The sequence below is a fragment of the Sphingosinicella sp. genome (assembly GCF_013911755.1).
Classification (GTDB): domain Bacteria; phylum Pseudomonadota; class Alphaproteobacteria; order Sphingomonadales; family Sphingomonadaceae; genus Sphingosinicella.
In genome coordinates this window covers 96,643-111,615 of record NZ_JACESP010000011.1, presented here as the reverse complement: position 1 = coordinate 111,615, position 14,973 = coordinate 96,643, and the positions used below count along the sequence as shown (strand labels likewise).

28 protein-coding genes are annotated in these 14,973 nt (G+C 65.0%); 27 read left to right on the top strand and 1 reads right to left on the bottom strand.

The features are described from left to right. The 25 genes from rpsJ to H2052_RS09685 all read left to right on the top strand — a co-directional run. A partial coding sequence (rpsJ, locus tag H2052_RS09805) for a 30S ribosomal protein S10 (RefSeq protein WP_293780893.1) occupies positions 1-249 on the top strand: 249 nt, incomplete at its 5' end. Between the two features lie 62 nt (positions 250-311). After that, a complete protein-coding gene (gene rplC, locus H2052_RS09800; protein WP_293780890.1) occupies positions 312-1,073 on the top strand; it encodes a 50S ribosomal protein L3 in 762 nt (253 codons plus the stop codon). Positions 1,074-1,075: 2 nt separating this feature from the next. Then, positions 1,076-1,696: a 50S ribosomal protein L4 gene (gene rplD, locus H2052_RS09795; RefSeq protein ID WP_293780887.1), complete on the top strand. Its 621-nt coding sequence runs from the start codon at positions 1,076-1,078 to the stop codon at positions 1,694-1,696. Beyond that, the gene (locus H2052_RS09790) at positions 1,689-2,006 is read left to right on the top strand and encodes a 50S ribosomal protein L23 (protein WP_293780884.1); all 318 of its coding nucleotides are present in this window, start codon (positions 1,689-1,691) and stop codon (positions 2,004-2,006) included. The genes rplD and H2052_RS09790 overlap by 8 nt, the downstream gene beginning before the upstream one ends. A gap of 3 nt (positions 2,007-2,009) precedes the next feature. Continuing rightward, positions 2,010-2,849 carry a 50S ribosomal protein L2 gene (gene rplB / locus H2052_RS09785; RefSeq protein ID WP_293780881.1) on the top strand — a complete coding sequence of 280 codons (840 nt, stop codon included), beginning with the start codon at positions 2,010-2,012 and terminating at the stop codon, positions 2,847-2,849. Positions 2,850-2,852: 3 nt separating this feature from the next. Next, a complete protein-coding gene (gene rpsS, locus H2052_RS09780; protein WP_293780878.1) occupies positions 2,853-3,128 on the top strand; it encodes a 30S ribosomal protein S19 in 276 nt (91 codons plus the stop codon). Positions 3,129-3,131: 3 nt separating this feature from the next. Continuing rightward, a complete protein-coding gene (gene rplV, locus H2052_RS09775; protein WP_293780875.1) occupies positions 3,132-3,518 on the top strand; it encodes a 50S ribosomal protein L22 in 387 nt (128 codons plus the stop codon). A 1-nt stretch (position 3,519) separates the two neighbouring features. Beyond that, positions 3,520-4,215 carry a 30S ribosomal protein S3 gene (gene rpsC / locus H2052_RS09770; protein ID WP_293780872.1) on the top strand — a complete coding sequence of 232 codons (696 nt, stop codon included), beginning with the start codon at positions 3,520-3,522 and terminating at the stop codon, positions 4,213-4,215. A gap of 63 nt (positions 4,216-4,278) precedes the next feature. After that, entirely contained in the window at positions 4,279-4,698 is a 420-nt protein-coding gene (gene rplP / locus H2052_RS09765) for a 50S ribosomal protein L16 (protein WP_121047252.1), read from the top strand. A 15-nt stretch (positions 4,699-4,713) separates the two neighbouring features. Continuing rightward, positions 4,714-4,923, top strand: a complete 210-nt coding sequence (rpmC, locus tag H2052_RS09760) for a 50S ribosomal protein L29 (protein ID WP_121047253.1) — start codon at positions 4,714-4,716, stop codon at positions 4,921-4,923. 11 nt (positions 4,924-4,934) lie between these two features. Further along, positions 4,935-5,171 (top strand): 30S ribosomal protein S17, encoded by a 237-nt coding sequence (gene rpsQ / locus H2052_RS09755; protein WP_121047254.1) that lies wholly within the window; start codon positions 4,935-4,937, stop codon positions 5,169-5,171. Between the two features lies 1 nt (position 5,172). Further along, positions 5,173-5,541 carry a 50S ribosomal protein L14 gene (rplN, locus tag H2052_RS09750; protein ID WP_121047255.1) on the top strand — a complete coding sequence of 123 codons (369 nt, stop codon included), beginning with the start codon at positions 5,173-5,175 and terminating at the stop codon, positions 5,539-5,541. Then, complete coding sequence (rplX, locus tag H2052_RS09745) at positions 5,542-5,865, top strand: 50S ribosomal protein L24 (RefSeq protein ID WP_121047256.1); 324 nt, start codon at positions 5,542-5,544, stop codon at positions 5,863-5,865. Next, the gene (rplE, locus tag H2052_RS09740) at positions 5,858-6,442 is read left to right on the top strand and encodes a 50S ribosomal protein L5 (protein WP_293780863.1); all 585 of its coding nucleotides are present in this window, start codon (positions 5,858-5,860) and stop codon (positions 6,440-6,442) included. The genes rplX and rplE overlap by 8 nt, the downstream gene beginning before the upstream one ends. A 29-nt stretch (positions 6,443-6,471) precedes the next feature. Next, positions 6,472-6,777 (top strand): 30S ribosomal protein S14, encoded by a 306-nt coding sequence (gene rpsN / locus H2052_RS09735; protein WP_121047258.1) that lies wholly within the window; start codon positions 6,472-6,474, stop codon positions 6,775-6,777. Between the two features lie 16 nt (positions 6,778-6,793). Continuing rightward, complete coding sequence (gene rpsH, locus H2052_RS09730; protein WP_293780857.1) at positions 6,794-7,192, top strand: 30S ribosomal protein S8; 399 nt, start codon at positions 6,794-6,796, stop codon at positions 7,190-7,192. An 11-nt stretch (positions 7,193-7,203) separates the two neighbouring features. After that, positions 7,204-7,737 carry a 50S ribosomal protein L6 gene (gene rplF, locus H2052_RS09725; RefSeq protein ID WP_293780854.1) on the top strand — a complete coding sequence of 178 codons (534 nt, stop codon included), beginning with the start codon at positions 7,204-7,206 and terminating at the stop codon, positions 7,735-7,737. 2 nt (positions 7,738-7,739) lie between these two features. Continuing rightward, the gene (gene rplR, locus H2052_RS09720; protein WP_293780851.1) at positions 7,740-8,096 is read left to right on the top strand and encodes a 50S ribosomal protein L18; all 357 of its coding nucleotides are present in this window, start codon (positions 7,740-7,742) and stop codon (positions 8,094-8,096) included. Between the two features lies 1 nt (position 8,097). Next, complete coding sequence (gene rpsE, locus H2052_RS09715; protein WP_293780848.1) at positions 8,098-8,802, top strand: 30S ribosomal protein S5; 705 nt, start codon at positions 8,098-8,100, stop codon at positions 8,800-8,802. 6 nt (positions 8,803-8,808) lie between these two features. Further along, a complete protein-coding gene (rpmD, locus tag H2052_RS09710) occupies positions 8,809-8,985 on the top strand; it encodes a 50S ribosomal protein L30 (protein ID WP_293780845.1) in 177 nt (58 codons plus the stop codon). Between the two features lie 76 nt (positions 8,986-9,061). Further along, on the top strand, positions 9,062-9,541 hold the full coding sequence (rplO, locus tag H2052_RS09705) for a 50S ribosomal protein L15 (RefSeq protein ID WP_293780842.1): 480 nt from the start codon (positions 9,062-9,064) through the stop codon (positions 9,539-9,541). 108 nt (positions 9,542-9,649) lie between these two features. Next, complete coding sequence (gene secY / locus H2052_RS09700; protein ID WP_293780839.1) at positions 9,650-10,999, top strand: preprotein translocase subunit SecY; 1,350 nt, start codon at positions 9,650-9,652, stop codon at positions 10,997-10,999. Further along, positions 10,996-11,643, top strand: a complete 648-nt coding sequence (locus H2052_RS09695; protein WP_293780836.1) for an adenylate kinase — start codon at positions 10,996-10,998, stop codon at positions 11,641-11,643. Before secY ends, H2052_RS09695 begins: the two co-directional genes overlap by 4 nt. 46 nt (positions 11,644-11,689) lie before the next feature. Then, positions 11,690-12,199: an ATPase gene (locus H2052_RS09690; RefSeq protein WP_293780833.1), complete on the top strand. Its 510-nt coding sequence runs from the start codon at positions 11,690-11,692 to the stop codon at positions 12,197-12,199. 5 nt (positions 12,200-12,204) lie between these two features. Further along, positions 12,205-12,579, top strand: a complete 375-nt coding sequence (locus H2052_RS09685) for a LysR family transcriptional regulator (RefSeq protein WP_293780830.1) — start codon at positions 12,205-12,207, stop codon at positions 12,577-12,579. Positions 12,580-12,583: 4 nt separating this feature from the next. Here H2052_RS09685 and H2052_RS09680 read toward each other — a convergent pair whose 3' ends face one another. Further along, on the bottom strand, positions 12,584-13,855 hold the full coding sequence (locus H2052_RS09680) for an MFS transporter (protein ID WP_293780827.1): 1,272 nt from the start codon (positions 13,853-13,855) through the stop codon (positions 12,584-12,586). Between the two features lie 297 nt (positions 13,856-14,152). Here H2052_RS09680 and rpsM point away from each other — a divergent pair, with 297 nt between their 5' ends. Beyond that, on the top strand, positions 14,153-14,521 hold the full coding sequence (rpsM, locus tag H2052_RS09675; protein ID WP_271257745.1) for a 30S ribosomal protein S13: 369 nt from the start codon (positions 14,153-14,155) through the stop codon (positions 14,519-14,521). A 24-nt stretch (positions 14,522-14,545) separates the two neighbouring features. Continuing rightward, entirely contained in the window at positions 14,546-14,935 is a 390-nt protein-coding gene (gene rpsK / locus H2052_RS09670; protein ID WP_121047270.1) for a 30S ribosomal protein S11, read from the top strand. Positions 14,936-14,973: the final 38 nt, after the last annotated feature.

The following is a 14,973-nucleotide window of genomic DNA, read 5'->3' as shown; positions in this document are numbered from 1 at the left end:
GGCGAAATCGCCGACACGGCGAAGCGGACGGGCGCGATGGTGCGCGGACCCATCCCGATGCCGACGCGCATCGAGAAGTTCACCGTGAACCGCTCGCCGCACGTCGACAAGAAGTCGCGCGAGCAGTTCGAGGTTCGCACCTACAAGCGCCTGCTGGACATTGTTCAGCCGACGCCGCAAACGGTGGACGCGCTGATGAAGCTCGACCTCGCCGCGGGTGTGGATGTCGAGATCAAGTTGCAGGCCTAGCCTGACGTTTTAACTCAAGCCCGCTGCGCGCAGCGGGCCTCTGAAGAGGAAGGAACAAGATCATGCGCACTGGCGTGATCGCAAAGAAGGTGGGGATGACCCGGCTGTTCAAGGATGACGGTCGGCACGTTCCCGTGACGGTCCTCAGCCTCGAAGGCTGCCAGGTCGTCGCGCAGCGCACTGCGGACCGCGACGGTTATGTCGCGCTCCAGCTTGGTGCCGGCACCGCGAAGGTTAAGAACGTCGCCAAGCCGCAGCGCGGCCACTTCGGCAAGGCCGAAGTCGAGCCGAAGGCGCAGGTTGTCGAATTCCGCGTGTCCGAAGACGCGCTCGTCGATGTGGGGGCCGAGCTTTCGGCCGACCATTTCATCGCGGGTCAGTACGTCGACATCACCGGTTCCACGCAGGGCAAGGGCTTCGCCGGCGCCATGAAGCGTTGGGGTTTCGGCGGTCTGCGCGCGACGCACGGCGTTTCGGTCTCGCACCGTTCGCACGGTTCGACGGGTAACCGCCAGGATCCCGGCAAGGTCTTCAAGAACAAGAAGATGGCCGGTCACATGGGTGCCCGCAATCGCACGCAGCAGAACCTTGAGATCGTCGGCACCGATGCCGCGCGCGGTCTCATCTTCGTCAAGGGTTCGGTCCCCGGTCACAAGGGCGGCTGGCTCGAGGTTCGCGATGCCGTGAAGGTCGCGCGTCCGGGCGAAGCGCCGTATCCGGCGGCGGTCCGCAGCGCCAACAACAACGAAGCGGCGCCCGTCGAGGCTCCGGCGGAAACGCCGGCCGAGACGGTCGAAACCGCCACCGACGGCCAGGAGGGCTGAACATGAAGGTCAAGGTACAGACCCTCGACGCCAAGGCTGCCGGCGATGTCGAACTGAACGACGAGATCTTCGGTCTCGAACTTCGCACCGACATCCTGCACCGCGTCGTCAACTGGCAGCTCGCCAACCGTCGCGGCTATGCCCGCGCGGCGCGTGAGCGTTCGGATGTCGCGCGCACCGGCAAGAAGTTCGGTCGCCAGAAGGGCGGCGGCACGGCCCGTCACGGCAACCGTCGTTCGCCGATCTTCATCGGCGGCGGCAAGGCCCACGGTCCGCGTGCGCGTTCGTTCGAGCAGAGCCTGAACAAGAAGATCCGCGTCCTCGGCCTCAAGACCGCGCTGTCGGCGAAGGCCAAGGAAGGCAAGCTCATCGTCGTCAAGGACCTTGAGCTGAAGGACGCCAAGACGAAGGCGCTGCGCGAGCAGCTCGGCAAGCTCGGCATCACCAGCGGCCTCTTCATCGACGGTGACACGCCCGCGAACTTCCGTCTGGCATGCGCGAACCTCTACAAGGTCGACGTGCTGCCCGTGATCGGCGCGAACGTGTACGACATCCTCAATCACGACACCCTCGTCCTCACGACGTCGGCGGTCGAAAAGCTGGAGGCGCGCTTCAATGGCTAAAGCCGCGAAGAAGGCCGAGATCGCGCTGGAGCACTACGACGTGATCCTGTCGCCGGTCATCACCGAGAAGTCGACGCAGGTGTCGGAATACAATCAGGTTGTGTTCCACGTCGCGAAGACCGCGACCAAGCCCGCCATCAAGGCGGCGGTCGAAGCGCTGTTCGATGTCAAGGTGAAGGGCGTGAACACGCTCATCGCCAAGGGCAAGACGAAGCGCTGGAAGGGTCAGCGCTACATCCGCTCCGACGCGAAGAAAGCCGTCGTGACGCTCGCCGAAGGCGAGTCGATCGACGTGACCACGGGAATCTAAGCCATGGCGCTCAAATCCTATAACCCCACCAGCGCAGCGCGCCGCGGCCTTGTCCTTGTCGACAAGTCGCAGCTTTTCAAGGGCAAGCCCGTCAAGGGCCTGACCGAAGGTCTGCACAAGTCCGGCGGCCGCAACAACCAGGGCCACGCCACGGCGCGCGGCATCGGCGGCGGTCACAAGCGTCGTTATCGCATCGTCGATTTCAAGCGTCGCAAGTGGGACATGGCGGCTGTTGTCGAGCGGATCGAGTATGACCCGAACCGCACGGCGTTCATCGCCCTCGTGAAATACGAGGACGGCGAGCTGAACTACATCCTCGCACCGCAGCGTCTTGCCGTCGGCGACACCATCGTCGCGGGCAAGAAGACCGACGTGAAGCCGGGCAACGCGATGGAAATCGGTCAGATGCCGGTCGGCACCATCGTCCACAACGTCGAGATGAAGCCCCGCAAGGGCGGCCAGATCGCGCGTTCGGCCGGCACTTACGTGCAGGTCGTCGGACGTGACCGCGGCATGGCGATCGTTCGTCTCGGTTCGGGTGAACAGCGCTACGTCCCCGCCGATTGCATGGCGACGGTTGGTGCGGTGTCGAACCCCGACAACTCGAACCAGAACCTCGCCAAGGCCGGTCGCAACCGCTGGCTTGGCAAGCGCCCGCTCACGCGCGGTGTCGCGAAGAACCCGGTCGATCACCCGCACGGCGGCGGTGAAGGCCGCACCTCGGGCGGCCGTCACCCGGTGACGCCGTGGGGCAAGCCGACCAAGGGCGCGAAGACGCGCAACCGCAAGAAGGCGTCGAACGCGATGATCATCCGGTCGCGTCACGCGAAGAAGAAGAGGTAAGCCATGGCGCGTTCCGTCTGGAAGGGTCCGTTTGTCGACCTGCACCTTCTGAAGAAGGCCGAGACCGCCCAGGATTCCGGTGCGCGTGCGCCGATCAAGACCTGGTCGCGCCGCTCGACGATCCTGCCGCAGTTCGTTGGGCTCACCTTCAACGTCTACAACGGCAAGAAATTCGTGCCGGTGACCGTCAACGAGGACATGGTGGGCATGAAGCTCGGCGAGTTCGCGCCGACGCGCACCTATTTCGGCCACACCGCCGACAAGAAGGCGAAGAGGTAAGCGATGAGCAAGGCTGCAAACCCCCGTCGTGTCGGCGAGCGCGAGGCGCTCGCGGTGGCGACGACCGTTCGCGGTTCGGCGTACAAGCTGAACCTCGTCGCCGGTCTCATTCGCGGCAAGAAAGCCGGCGATGCGCTTAACATCCTCACCTTCTCCACGAAGGCGATGGCGGTTGACGTTCGCAAGGTTCTCGCCTCGGCGATCGCCAACGCGGAAAACAACCACAACCTCGACGTCGATGCGCTCGTGGTGAAGGAAGCCAGCGTCGGCAAGTCGATCACGATGAAGCGCTGGACGCCGCGCGCACGCGGCCGCTCGGCGAAGATCATGAAGCCGATCAGCCGCATCCGCATCGTTGTGCGCGAAGCGGACGAAGAGGCAGGAGCGTAATATGGGTCACAAGACTTCCCCCATCGGCCTGCGGCTGCAGATCAACCGCACCTGGGACTCGCGCTGGTTCGCGGACGGCGAGGACTACGGTCGTCTGCTGCTCGAGGATCTGAAGATCCGCAATTTCGTGATGAAGACGCTGCCGCAGGCGGCGATTTCGAAGGTGGTGATCGAGCGTCCGGCCAAGCTGTGCCGCGTGTCGGTGTATGCCGCGCGTCCGGGTGTGATCATCGGCAAGAAGGGTGCGGATATCGACAAGCTGCGCAAGCAGCTCGCCGCGATGACGTCGAGCGAGGTTTCGCTCAACATCGTCGAAATCCGCAAGCCCGAGGTCGATGCAAAGCTCGTCGCACAGTCGGTCGCTGACCAGCTCGTGCGCCGTGTCGCGTTCCGCCGCGCCATGAAGCGGGCCGTTCAGTCGGCACTGCGTCTCGGCGCCGAAGGCATTCGCATCACCTGCTCGGGCCGTCTCGGCGGCGCCGAGATCGCGCGAACCGAATGGTATCGTGAAGGCCGCGTTCCGCTGCACACGCTGCGCGCGAACGTGGACTACGCGGAAGGCCAGGCTCACACGGCTTACGGCGTTTGCGGCGTCAAGGTCTGGATCTTCAAGGGTGAGATCCTCGACCACGACCCGCTGGCGCAGGACCGGATCATGATGGATGCACAGACGTCGGGAGTCCGGCCGGCGCGTTAAGGTCGAAAGACCATAACTGCGTCGCCTGATCGAGGACCGATTCCTGTCAGAAGGCGATAAGAGATGCTGCAACCGAAACGCACCAAGTTCCGCAAGGCCCACAAGGGCCGCATTCACGGCAACGCCAAGGGCGGGACCGAACTCAACTTCGGCGCCTATGGCCTGAAGGCGCTCGAGCCGGAGCGCGTCACTGCGCGCCAGATCGAATCCGCGCGCCGCGCCATCACGCGTCACATCAAGCGCCAGGGCCGCCTCTGGATCCGCATTTTCCCGGACGTTCCGGTCTCCCGCAAGCCTGCCGAAGTCCGCATGGGCTCGGGCAAGGGCGCGCCGGAATACTGGGTTGCCCGCGTGAAGCCGGGCCGCGTGATGTTCGAGCTTGATGGCGTCAGCTACGAGGTCGCCGCCGGCGCCTTCGAACGCGCCGCCGCGAAGCTCCCGATCAAGACGAAGCTGATCGCTCGTCTTGGCGACCAGCACTAAGGAGGGGATGCAGCCATGAAGCACGCAGACCTCAAGACCAAGACTGACGACCAGCTCTCCGCCGATCTTGCCCAGCTGAAGAAGGAGCAGTTCAACCTGCGCTTCCAGGCGGCGACCGGTCAGCTGGAAAAGGCGAGCCGTGTGCGCGAGGTGCGCCGCACCATCGCGCGTATCCGGACGCTGCAGAACGAACGCGGTCGCGCCAGCGCCGCGGCCGAAGCCTGAAGGGAATAACGATGCCGAAACGCGTCCTCGTCGGGCAGGTAGTCTCCGACAAGACCGACAAGACGGTAGTTGTGAAGGTCGAACGCCGGGTTCAGCACCCGCTGTACGGCAAGATCATCCGCCGCTCGAAGAAATATCACGCGCATGATGAAGCCAATGCCTTCAAGGCCGGCGACACCGTGCGGATCGAAGAATGTGCGCCGATCTCCAAGCTGAAGACGTGGCGCGTCACGGAAAAGGTGAGCTGACATGATCCAGATGCAGACGAACCTCGACGTCGCGGACAACAGCGGCGCGAAAAGGGTGCAGTGCATCAAGGTGCTCGGCGGTTCGAAGCGCCGTTTCGCAACCGTTGGCGACGTGATCGTCGTCTCGGTGAAGGAAGCAGCGCCGCGCGGCCGCGTGAAGAAGGGTGATGTGCACCGCGCCGTCATCGTTCGCACCGCGAAGGACATCCGCCGCGCCGACGGCACCGTGATCCGCTTCGATTCGAACGCGGCCGTGCTCATCAACAAGAGCGAGGAGCCGATCGGCACCCGCATCTTCGGGCCGGTGGTGCGCGAACTGCGTGCCAAGAAGCACATGAAGATCATCAGCCTTGCGCCGGAGGTCCTCTAAATGTCCGCAGCGAAGATCAAGAAGGGTGACCGCGTCGTCGTCCTGTCCGGCAAGGACAAGGGCAAGCATGGCGATGTCGTGAAGTCGCTTCCGAAGGACGGCAAGGTCGTCGTGTCGGGGATCAACATCGTGGTCCGCCACGTGAAGCCGAGCCAGGCGAATCCGCAGGGCGGGCTGGAGCGTCGCGAGGCGCCGATCCACGCGTCGAAGGTGGCGCTTGAGGATCCCAAGACCGGCAAGCCGACCCGCGTCGGTTTCCGTATCGAGAAAGACGGCAGCAAGGTGCGTGTCGCCAAGCGGTCGGGTGAGGTGATCAATGGCTAAGGCAGAACGCGTGAAGCCGCGCCTTCAGAAGGTGTATGAAGAGGAGGTGCGCGCCGCGCTCACCGAGCGCTTCGGCTACAAGAACGCCATGGAAGTCCCAGGCATCGAGAAGATCGTGCTCAACATGGGCGTTGGCGATGCGACGCAGGATAAGAAGCGCATCGACGCGGCACTTGCCGAGATGATGCAGATCGCCGGCCAGCGTCCGGTGGTCACCAAGGCCCGCGTTTCGATCGCGCAGTTCAAGCTGCGCGAAGGCATGCCGATCGGCGTGAAGGTGACGCTGCGGTCTGACCGCATGTGGGAATTCCTGGATCGTCTCATCAACATCGCGCTGCCCCGCGTGCGCGACTTCCGGGGCGTGAACCCGAAGTCGTTCGACGGCCGCGGTAACTACGCGATGGGCATCAAGGAGCAGATCGTGTTCCCAGAGATCAACTATGACCAGGTCGAAAAGGTCCGGGGCATGGATGTGATCATCACCACCACCGCGAAGACGGACGAGGAAGGCCGCGAGCTGCTGCGTGCGCTCAACATGCCCTTCACCGACCGCGACGAAACCCAGAAGGCCGCGTAAGCGGCCGCTAGAGGAGCTGAACTTAAGTCATGGCGAAACTGAGTTCGATCAACAAGAACGAGCGTCGGAAGAAGCTCGTGAAGCAATATGCGGGCAAGTATGCCCGTCTGAAAGCGATCGCGAACGACGAGAGCAAGGATGAGACGGAGCGTCTGATGGCGCGCCTGAAGCTTGCCGAGATCCCGCGCAACGCAAACCCGACGCGCATCCGCAACCGGTGTGAACTCACCGGCCGTTCGCGTGCGTATTACCGCAAATTCCGCTTGAGCCGCATCATGCTCCGGGAACTGGCCAACAAGGGCCTGATCCCGGGTGTGACGAAGTCGAGCTGGTAAGGAAAGGATCGATCCCATGTCGATGACCGATCCGCTGGGCGATATGCTGACCCGCATCCGCAATGGTCAGCAGGCCCGCAAGGACTCTGTCCTCACCCCGGCCTCCAAGCTGCGCAGCCACGTCCTCGACGTGCTGCAGCGCGAAGGCTTCATCCGCGGCTATTCTGCCGCAGACACCGGCCAGGCGATGCGCGAGCTTCGTATCGATCTCAAGTATTTCGAAGGCCAGCCGGCGATCCAGCACCTGCAGCGCGTCTCGAAGCCGGGCCGCCGTGTCTATTCGGGCGCGAAGGATTTGCCGCGCGTCCGCAATGGCCTCGGCATCACCATCGTTTCGACGCCGAAGGGCGTTCTCTCAGACGCGGAAGCGCGTGAGCAGAACGTCGGCGGCGAAGTGCTCTGCCAGGTCTTCTAGGGGTATTGACGATGTCACGCATTGGAAAAAGACCCGTGAGCGTACCTGCAGGCGTCACCGCGACGCTGGCCGATGGCCGGCTGTCGGTGAAGGGGCCGAAGGGCGAGCTCAGCATCGTCACGCACGATGACATCAGCTACGCGGTCGAGGATGGTCGCATCTCCGTGGGTCCGGCGAACGCCTCGCGGCGTGCCCGCGACTTCTGGGGTATGCAGCGCACGCTCGTGCAGAACCTGGTGACGGGTGTCACCGAGGGTTTCACGAAGACGCTGGAGATCACCGGCGTCGGCTACCGCGCGAACGCGCAGGGCAACACCCTGAAGCTGCAGCTCGGCTACAGCCATGATGTCGACTTCGCGATCCCCGAGGGGATCACGGTGAAGACGCCCGATCAGACCACGGTCGAGATCTCGGGCATCGATCGTCAGCAGGTCGGCCAGGTGGCTGCAGAAATCCGTCGCTGGCGGAAGCCGGAGCCCTACAAGGGCAAGGGCATCAAGTACCGCGGCGAATTCATCTTCCGCAAAGAAGGCAAGAAGAAGTAGCGATGGGCAAGAAACTCACACCATTCGAACAGCGCCGCCGCCGCGTGCGGACGGGGCTTCGGCTGAAGGCCGGGTCGCGTCCCCGCCTCTCGGTGCACCGCTCGTCGCAGCACATCTACGCGCAGATCATCGACGACGCCGCGGGCAAGACGCTCGTGTCTGCCTCGACGCTGGACAAGGACGTGAAGGGCCAGGCCGGCGCGACCGTTTCGGCGGCGACCGATGTCGGCAAGCGCCTTGCCGAGCGGGCGAAGGCGGCAGGCGTGACGCAGGTTGTTTTCGATCGTGGCGGCTTCCTGTTTCACGGCCGGGTGAAAGCGCTCGCCGAGGCGGCGCGCGAAGGCGGATTGGAGTTCTAGTATGGCTGACGAAACCCAGATCGACGCCCCCGAGGCGGAAGCGGTCGAGACCGAAGGCCGGGGCCGTCGGGGTCGCGGCGGACAGGGCCGCGAAGGCGGCGCCGGACGTGGTCGTCGTGACGACCGCGGCGGCCGCGGCAATCGTCGCGAGCCGCGTCAGGAGCCGGGCGAGGAGCTGATCGAGAAGCTCGTCCACATCAACCGCGTCTCGAAGACGGTGAAGGGCGGCAAGCGCTTCGGCTTCGCAGCGCTCGTCGTCGTCGGCGACGGCAAGGGCCGCGTCGGCTTCGGCCACGGCAAGGCCCGCGAAGTGCCGGAAGCGATCTCGAAGGGCACCGCCGCCGCCAAGAAGGCGATGCTCCGCGTGCCGCTGCGCGATGGCCGCACGCTGCACCACGACGGCTTCGGCCACTTCGGCGCCGGCAAGGTCTACGTGCGCTCCGCGCCGCAGGGCACCGGCATCATCGCCGGCGGTCCGATGCGCGCCGTGTTCGAAAGCCTTGGCGTTGCCGACGTCGTCACGAAGTCGGTTGGCACCAACAACCCCTACAACATGATCCGCGCGACCTTCGAGGCGCTGAAGGAACAGGCTTCTCCGAAGGCTGTTGCCCAGCGTCGCGGCAAGAAGATCGCCGACCTCATCGGCCGTCGCGGCGATGTGTCCGGCGCTGCCGTTCAGGTCGAAGCCGACGCGGTCACGGAGTAAGTCATCATGGCGAAGATCAAGCTCAAGCAGGTGGGTTCGCCCATCCGCCGCACCAAGGACCAGCGCGCGACGCTCGTCGGGCTCGGCCTCAACAAGCTCCACCGCACGTCGGAGCTTGAGGACACCCCCGAAGTCCGCGGCATGATCCGCAAGGTCCAGCACATGGTGCAGGTCATCAACTAGAATAGGTTCGAGCCCTCTTTCTCCGCGAAAGAGGGCTTCGAATTTGGCGCGAACATAGCGAAAGCGAGTGCACACAATGAAAATCAGCGATCTCAAGGACAACAAGGGCGCCCGCAAGAGCCGTACGCGCGTTGCGCGCGGCATCGGTTCGGGTCTCGGCAAGACCGCCGGCCGCGGCCAGAAGGGCCAGACCAGCCGTTCGGGCGTTGCCATCAACGGCTTCGAGGGCGGCCAGATGCCGCTCCACATGCGTCTTCCGAAGCGCGGCTTCAACAACCCGTTCGGCAAGGATTACGCGATCGTCAACGTCGGCACGATCCAGCGCGCGATCGACGAGAAGACGCTCGATGCGAAGGCCGCCATCGGCGCTGCCGAGCTGCTCGCCGCGAACCTCATCCGCAAGTCGAAGCACGGCGTCAGCCTGCTCGGCAAGGGCGAGCTGAAGGCGAAGCTCGACATCACCGTCGCGCGTGCCTCCAAGGGCGCGCTCGCGGCGGTCGAGAAGGCCGGCGGCAAGGTCACCACGACGGTTGCCGCTGAGTCCGCCGAGGGCTGACACGGATTTTTCGGGGCGTGGGCATGGCGCAAAGCCGTCCCGCGCCCTATCTAGTTCCGGTCGCCGGCCGTATCGGGGGCAGGGCAGAGCTTTTTCCGGGGTAATGTGATGGCGTCAGCAGCCGAACAACTTGCAGCCAATCTCAATTGGGGCTCGTTCTCCAAGGCGACCGACCTCAAGAAGCGGTTGTGGTTCACGCTCGGCGCGCTCATCGTGTTCCGCCTGTGCTCGTTCGTGCCGCTGCCTGGCATCGATCCCATTCAGCTCGAGCTTCTGTTCGATCAGACGCGCGGCGGCGTGCTCGATTTCGTCAACATGTTCTCCGGCGGCGCGCTCGAACGCATGTCGATCGTCGCGCTCAACATCATGCCGTACATCACGGCCTCGATCATCGTGCAGCTCATGACCTCGCTGTCGCCCACCATGGCGCAGCTGAAGAAGGAGGGCGAGAGCGGCCGCAAGAAGATCAACCAGTATACGCGCTACGGCACAGTGGCGCTCACGCTGTTCCAGGGCTACGGCATCGCGGTTGGCCTCGAAGGCTGGGGCGCGGGCCAGGGCGCGTCGGCCGTGCTCGATCCGGGCTGGTTCTTCCGCATCACCACGATGATCACGCTGCTCGGCGGCACCATGTTCCTGATGTGGCTCGGCGAGCAGATCACTGCGCGCGGCATCGGCAACGGCATTTCGCTCATCATCATGGCGGGCATCGTCGCGACGCTCCCGGGCGCGCTTGCGGGTCTCTTCGAGCAGGGCCGCACCGGCGCGATGTCGGGCATCGTCATCCTCGCGATCATCCTCGCGGTCATCCTCGTCATCGCGTTCATCTGCTTCATGGAGCGCGCGCAGCGACGCATCCTTGTGCAGTATCCAAAGCGCCAGGTGGGCAACCGCATGTCGCAGGGCGAAAGCTCGCACCTGCCGCTGAAGCTCAACACCGCGGGCGTCATCCCGCCGATCTTCGCCTCGTCGCTCTTGCTGATGCCGCTCACCGTGGCGCAGTTCGCCGGGCAGAATTCGCAGAACGAATGGATGATCGCGGTCACCACCGCGCTGCAGCACGGCTCGCCGCTCTACATGTCGCTCTACGCGTTCGGCATCATCTTCTTCTGCTTCTTCTACACGGCGGTCGTCTTCAATCCTGAGGAGACGGCGGACAATCTGAAGCGGCAGGGTGGTTTCATTCCCGGCATTCGTCCGGGTGAGAAGACGACGCAGTATCTGGATTATGTGCTCACGCGCATCACGGTGGTCGGCGCGGCGTATCTTACGCTCATCTGCCTCATCCCCGAATTCCTGATCTCGTCGTTCGCGCTGCCCTTCTATTTCGGCGGCACTTCCCTTCTCATCGTCGTCAACGTAACGATGGATACGGTTGCGCAGATTCAGTCGCATCTGCTTGCGCACCAGTATGAGGGGCTCATCAAGAAGGCGAAGCTGAGGGGGAATCGGCGTTGAACATCATACTGCTCGGCCCGCCGGGGGCGGGTAAGGGCACGCAGGCCAGCAAGCTCGTCGAAGAGCGCGGCATGGTGCAGCTCTCGACCGGCGACATGCTTCGCGCGGCGGTGAAGGCGGGAACGCCGGTCGGTCTCAAGGCGAAGGCCGTGATGGACGCGGGCCAGCTCGTTTCCGACGAGATCGTCTCCGACCTCATCGGCGACAAGCTCGACGAGATGGGCCCGGATAAGGGCGCGATCTTCGATGGCTATCCGCGCACCGCGGCGCAGGCGGAATCGCTCGATGCGATCCTCAGCGCGCGTGGCCGCAGCCTCGATCACGTCATTGAGCTCGATGTCGATGAAGACGCGCTTGTCGAGCGCATCACGGGCCGCTTCACCTGCGCGAAGTGCGGCGAAGGCTACCACGACACGTTCAAGCAGCCGAAGACCGAAGGCGTCTGCGACGTCTGCGGCGGCACCGAGTTCAAGCGCCGCCCCGACGACAACGCCGAGACGGTCCGCACGCGCATGGCCGAATACCGCGCCAAGACCGCGCCGATCCTGCCGATCTACGAAGCGCGCGGCCTCGTGCAGCGCGTCGATGGCATGGCGGACATGGGCGACGTCGCTGCCAGCATCGCGGCAATTCTGGACGCCTGACGCGCTTTTCGGGCACACTTCCGCTCTGAATTGAGGGGAGGGACGTATGCGCTACATTCTACCCGTGCTGGTGCTTGCCGCCGCGCCTGCCGCTGCGGACGTGAAGATCGGCGAAAGCGGCTTCGTCGTCGAAAACAAGGCCGTCGCGGCGGCCACGCCTGAAGCTGTCTGGGCGGCGCTTGTCGCGCCCGCGCGCTATTGGAACCCTGACCACAGCTATTCGGGCAAGGCGGCGAACTTCACGCTCGATGCGAAGGCGGGCGGCTGCTTCTGCGAGGCGTTGCCGGACGGCGGTTCGGTCGAGCACATGCGCGTCGTGTTTGCCATGCCCGGCAGCACGTTGCGCCTGGTCGGCGGGCTCGGGCCCCTGCAATCCGAAGGCGTCGCCGCCACGCTCATGTGGGCGCTGAAGCCCGTCCCGAACGGCACCGAGATCACGCAGACCTATGTCGTCGGCGGGCACATGCGCTTCGATGTCCCGGCGACCGCGCCGCTCGTCGGCCAGGTGCTGAACGAACAGCTCACCCGCCTCGCCGCGCTGTTTCCCAAAGACTGAGCCGCGTGGCGATCATCGGCCCGCTCAAGCTCAAGGCGCAGATCTTCTGCGGCGGCGAGCCCGCGATCGGGCCCGGCAAGGCGGACCTTCTTGAAGCCATCGACCGCGAAGGCTCGATCTCCGGCGCGGGCCGGGCGATGGGCATGAGCTACCGCCGCACCTGGCTCCTCGTCGACAGTCTCAACCGCTGCTGGAAAGACCGCGTCGTGGAGACGACCGCGGGCGGCGGCGCAGACAAAGGCGCGCGCCTCACGCCCTTCGGCCGCACCCTGCTCGATACCTACCGCGCCTTCGAAGCGAAGCTTGCGGAAACCACCAACGAGCCCGCCTACCGCGACCTGCTCGCGCTCCTGCGCGACAAGCCCTTGCCGCACGCCTGAAACGTCAGCGGGGCTCCGGCTTGACCATCAGCAGCCCGAGGAAGCTCACCGTCGCCGCGCCCGCGAGATAGAGCCCCACCGGCGCAAGCCCACCCCGGTCGGCGAGCGCCTGCGCGATGTTGGGCGCGAGCCCGCCGCCGAGGATGCCGCCCACGTTGAACGCCATCGATGCGCCCGTGTAACGCACGCGCGCCGGAAACAGGCCGGGCAAGAACGCGCCGAGCGGACCGTAAACGAACCCCATCATCAGAAGCATAAGCGACAGGTATGCGAAGATCGGGAATAGCGCCCCACCTTCCATCATCGGCGCCATCAAAAGCGCCGTCGGCACGGTGCCGACGCAGCCCGCCATCAGGATGAAGCGCGGTGTCTTCACGTCCGAAAGCCAGCCCGCGATCAGGATGCCCACGGCCATGAACAGGATCGCGCCGAGCAGGATCGACAGGAACGTCTCGCGCGCGATACCGAGCGTCGTCGTGCCGTAGCCGAGCGCGAACGCGGTCGCGAGGTAGAAGATCGCGAAGCAGCAGACGACCGCGAGCGTGCCCGCCAGCGTCTCGCGCCAGTAATCCTTCAGCAGCTCGGCAAGCGGCACCTTCGGCGGCGGCCCCTGTTCCATCGCGGCAGCGAAGGCAGGCGTCTCGGTCAGCTTCAGCCGCACCCACAGGCCGACGCCGACGAGCACCGCGCTTGCAAGAAACGGCAGCCGCCAGCCCCACGCGAAGAACTGCTCCTGCGTCAGTGTGAGGCCGAGGATCAGGAACAGACCGTTCGCCGCGATGAAGCCGACTGGCGCGCCGAGCTGCGGGAACATGCCGAAGCGCCCGCGCCAGCCCGGCGGCGCGTTCTCCACCGCGAGCAGCGCCGCGCCGCCCCATTCGCCGCCAAGGCCGAAGCCCTGCCCGAAGCGCAGGATGCAGAGCAGCAGCGGCGCGATCCAGCCGGCCGTCTGGTAGGTCGGCAGGAAGGCGATCGCGAGCGTCGAGCCGCCCATCAGCATCAGCGACGCGACGAGCGTCGATTTGCGCCCGATGCGGTCGCCGAAGTGGCCGAAAACGCTGGCGCCGAGCGGCCGCGCGAGAAACGCGATGCTGAAGCTCGCATACGACATCATCAGTTGAACGGAAGGAGATTCCGCCGGAAAGAACAGCGGCCCGAACACCAGCGCCGCCGCCGTCACGTAGATATAGAAGTCGTAGAACTCCACCGCCGTGCCCACGAGGCTCGCCGTCAGCACGCGCCGCGTCGATGACGGCAGTTGTCCGGCTTCAGCCATGCGATCCCCCGTTCACGATATTGCAACCGCCGATGGCGATATGCGATGCACGCGTCAACCGCGAAGGGCGGGCCCGTTCCGGCGGCCGCTGCGTTTCGTATCTTGACACCGGCGTCGCCCGGCCACTTGACGCCGCTTGACAGGGGCCGATTCGGCTCCTATCTCCCCCACATCCCGAATGTATCGCATTCCGGCGGCGCATAACGCGTGCTCGCCGGTTTTGTGTGTTCATTGGGGTTTCACGCTTTGAGATAGGCCCGCGCGCCCACGCGGCCTGTGGAGCTAGGAGAACCGTCTGTGGCACGTATTGCGGGCGTTAACATCCCGACCAACAAGCGCGTCGTGATTGCCCTTACCTATATTCACGGCATCGGCCGTACCACCGCTGCGAAGATCTGCTCGACGCTCGGCTTCCCGGCCGAACGCCGCGTTCAGGACCTCACCGATCAGGAAGTCATCCAGATCCGCGAGATGATCGACCGCGATCACACTGTGGAGGGTGACCTCCGCCGTGAGACGTCGATGAACATCAAGCGTCTGATGGACCTTGCTTCGTATCGCGGCCTTCGCCACCGCAAGGGCCTGCCGGTCCGCGGTCAGCGCACGCACACGAACGCCCGCACCCGCAAGGGCAAGGCGAAGCCGATCGCCGGCAAGAAGAAATAAGCGAGCAAAAGGGAGCTATTCGAAATGGCACGGGAACCGGCTCGCATCAAACGCCGCGAGCGCAAGAACATCACCTCGGGCGTCGCGCATGTGAACGCCTCTTTCAACAACACCATGATCACCATCACGGACGCGCAGGGCAATGCGATTGCCTGGTCGTCGGCCGGCACGATGGGCTTCAAGGGCAGCCGCAAGTCGACGCCTTACGCCGCGCAGGTCGCAGCGGAAGACGCCGGCAAGAAAGCTGCCGAGCACGGCGTGCGCACGCTGGAAGTCGAAGTCCGGGGCCCGGGTTCGGGCCGCGAATCGGCACTCCGCGCGCTGCAGGCGGTCGGCTTCCAGATCACCGCGATCCGCGACGTGACGCCGATCCCGCACAACGGCGTGCGTCCGCCGAAGCGCCGCCGCGTCTGAGCGCGTCCGCGCGTTTCGCCGAAGCGTTTCGTCCGAAA

Coding starts and splice junctions, on each gene's coding strand:
- rplC (WP_293780890.1), top strand. CDS start 312: ATGCGCACTGGCGTGATCGCAAAGAAGGTGGGGATGACCCGGCTGTTC.
- rplD (WP_293780887.1), top strand. CDS start 1,076: ATGAAGGTCAAGGTACAGACCCTCGACGCCAAGGCTGCCGGCGATGTC.
- H2052_RS09790 (WP_293780884.1), top strand. CDS start 1,689: ATGGCTAAAGCCGCGAAGAAGGCCGAGATCGCGCTGGAGCACTACGAC.
- rplB (WP_293780881.1), top strand. CDS start 2,010: ATGGCGCTCAAATCCTATAACCCCACCAGCGCAGCGCGCCGCGGCCTT.
- rpsS (WP_293780878.1), top strand. CDS start 2,853: ATGGCGCGTTCCGTCTGGAAGGGTCCGTTTGTCGACCTGCACCTTCTG.
- rplV (WP_293780875.1), top strand. CDS start 3,132: ATGAGCAAGGCTGCAAACCCCCGTCGTGTCGGCGAGCGCGAGGCGCTC.
- rpsC (WP_293780872.1), top strand. CDS start 3,520: ATGGGTCACAAGACTTCCCCCATCGGCCTGCGGCTGCAGATCAACCGC.
- rplP (WP_121047252.1), top strand. CDS start 4,279: ATGCTGCAACCGAAACGCACCAAGTTCCGCAAGGCCCACAAGGGCCGC.
- rpmC (WP_121047253.1), top strand. CDS start 4,714: ATGAAGCACGCAGACCTCAAGACCAAGACTGACGACCAGCTCTCCGCC.
- rpsQ (WP_121047254.1), top strand. CDS start 4,935: ATGCCGAAACGCGTCCTCGTCGGGCAGGTAGTCTCCGACAAGACCGAC.
- rplN (WP_121047255.1), top strand. CDS start 5,173: ATGATCCAGATGCAGACGAACCTCGACGTCGCGGACAACAGCGGCGCG.
- rplX (WP_121047256.1), top strand. CDS start 5,542: ATGTCCGCAGCGAAGATCAAGAAGGGTGACCGCGTCGTCGTCCTGTCC.
- rplE (WP_293780863.1), top strand. CDS start 5,858: ATGGCTAAGGCAGAACGCGTGAAGCCGCGCCTTCAGAAGGTGTATGAA.
- rpsN (WP_121047258.1), top strand. CDS start 6,472: ATGGCGAAACTGAGTTCGATCAACAAGAACGAGCGTCGGAAGAAGCTC.
- rpsH (WP_293780857.1), top strand. CDS start 6,794: ATGTCGATGACCGATCCGCTGGGCGATATGCTGACCCGCATCCGCAAT.
- rplF (WP_293780854.1), top strand. CDS start 7,204: ATGTCACGCATTGGAAAAAGACCCGTGAGCGTACCTGCAGGCGTCACC.
- rplR (WP_293780851.1), top strand. CDS start 7,740: ATGGGCAAGAAACTCACACCATTCGAACAGCGCCGCCGCCGCGTGCGG.
- rpsE (WP_293780848.1), top strand. CDS start 8,098: ATGGCTGACGAAACCCAGATCGACGCCCCCGAGGCGGAAGCGGTCGAG.
- rpmD (WP_293780845.1), top strand. CDS start 8,809: ATGGCGAAGATCAAGCTCAAGCAGGTGGGTTCGCCCATCCGCCGCACC.
- rplO (WP_293780842.1), top strand. CDS start 9,062: ATGAAAATCAGCGATCTCAAGGACAACAAGGGCGCCCGCAAGAGCCGT.
- secY (WP_293780839.1), top strand. CDS start 9,650: ATGGCGTCAGCAGCCGAACAACTTGCAGCCAATCTCAATTGGGGCTCG.
- H2052_RS09690 (WP_293780833.1), top strand. CDS start 11,690: ATGCGCTACATTCTACCCGTGCTGGTGCTTGCCGCCGCGCCTGCCGCT.
- H2052_RS09680 (WP_293780827.1), bottom strand. CDS start 13,855: ATGGCTGAAGCCGGACAACTGCCGTCATCGACGCGGCGCGTGCTGACG.
- rpsK (WP_121047270.1), top strand. CDS start 14,546: ATGGCACGGGAACCGGCTCGCATCAAACGCCGCGAGCGCAAGAACATC.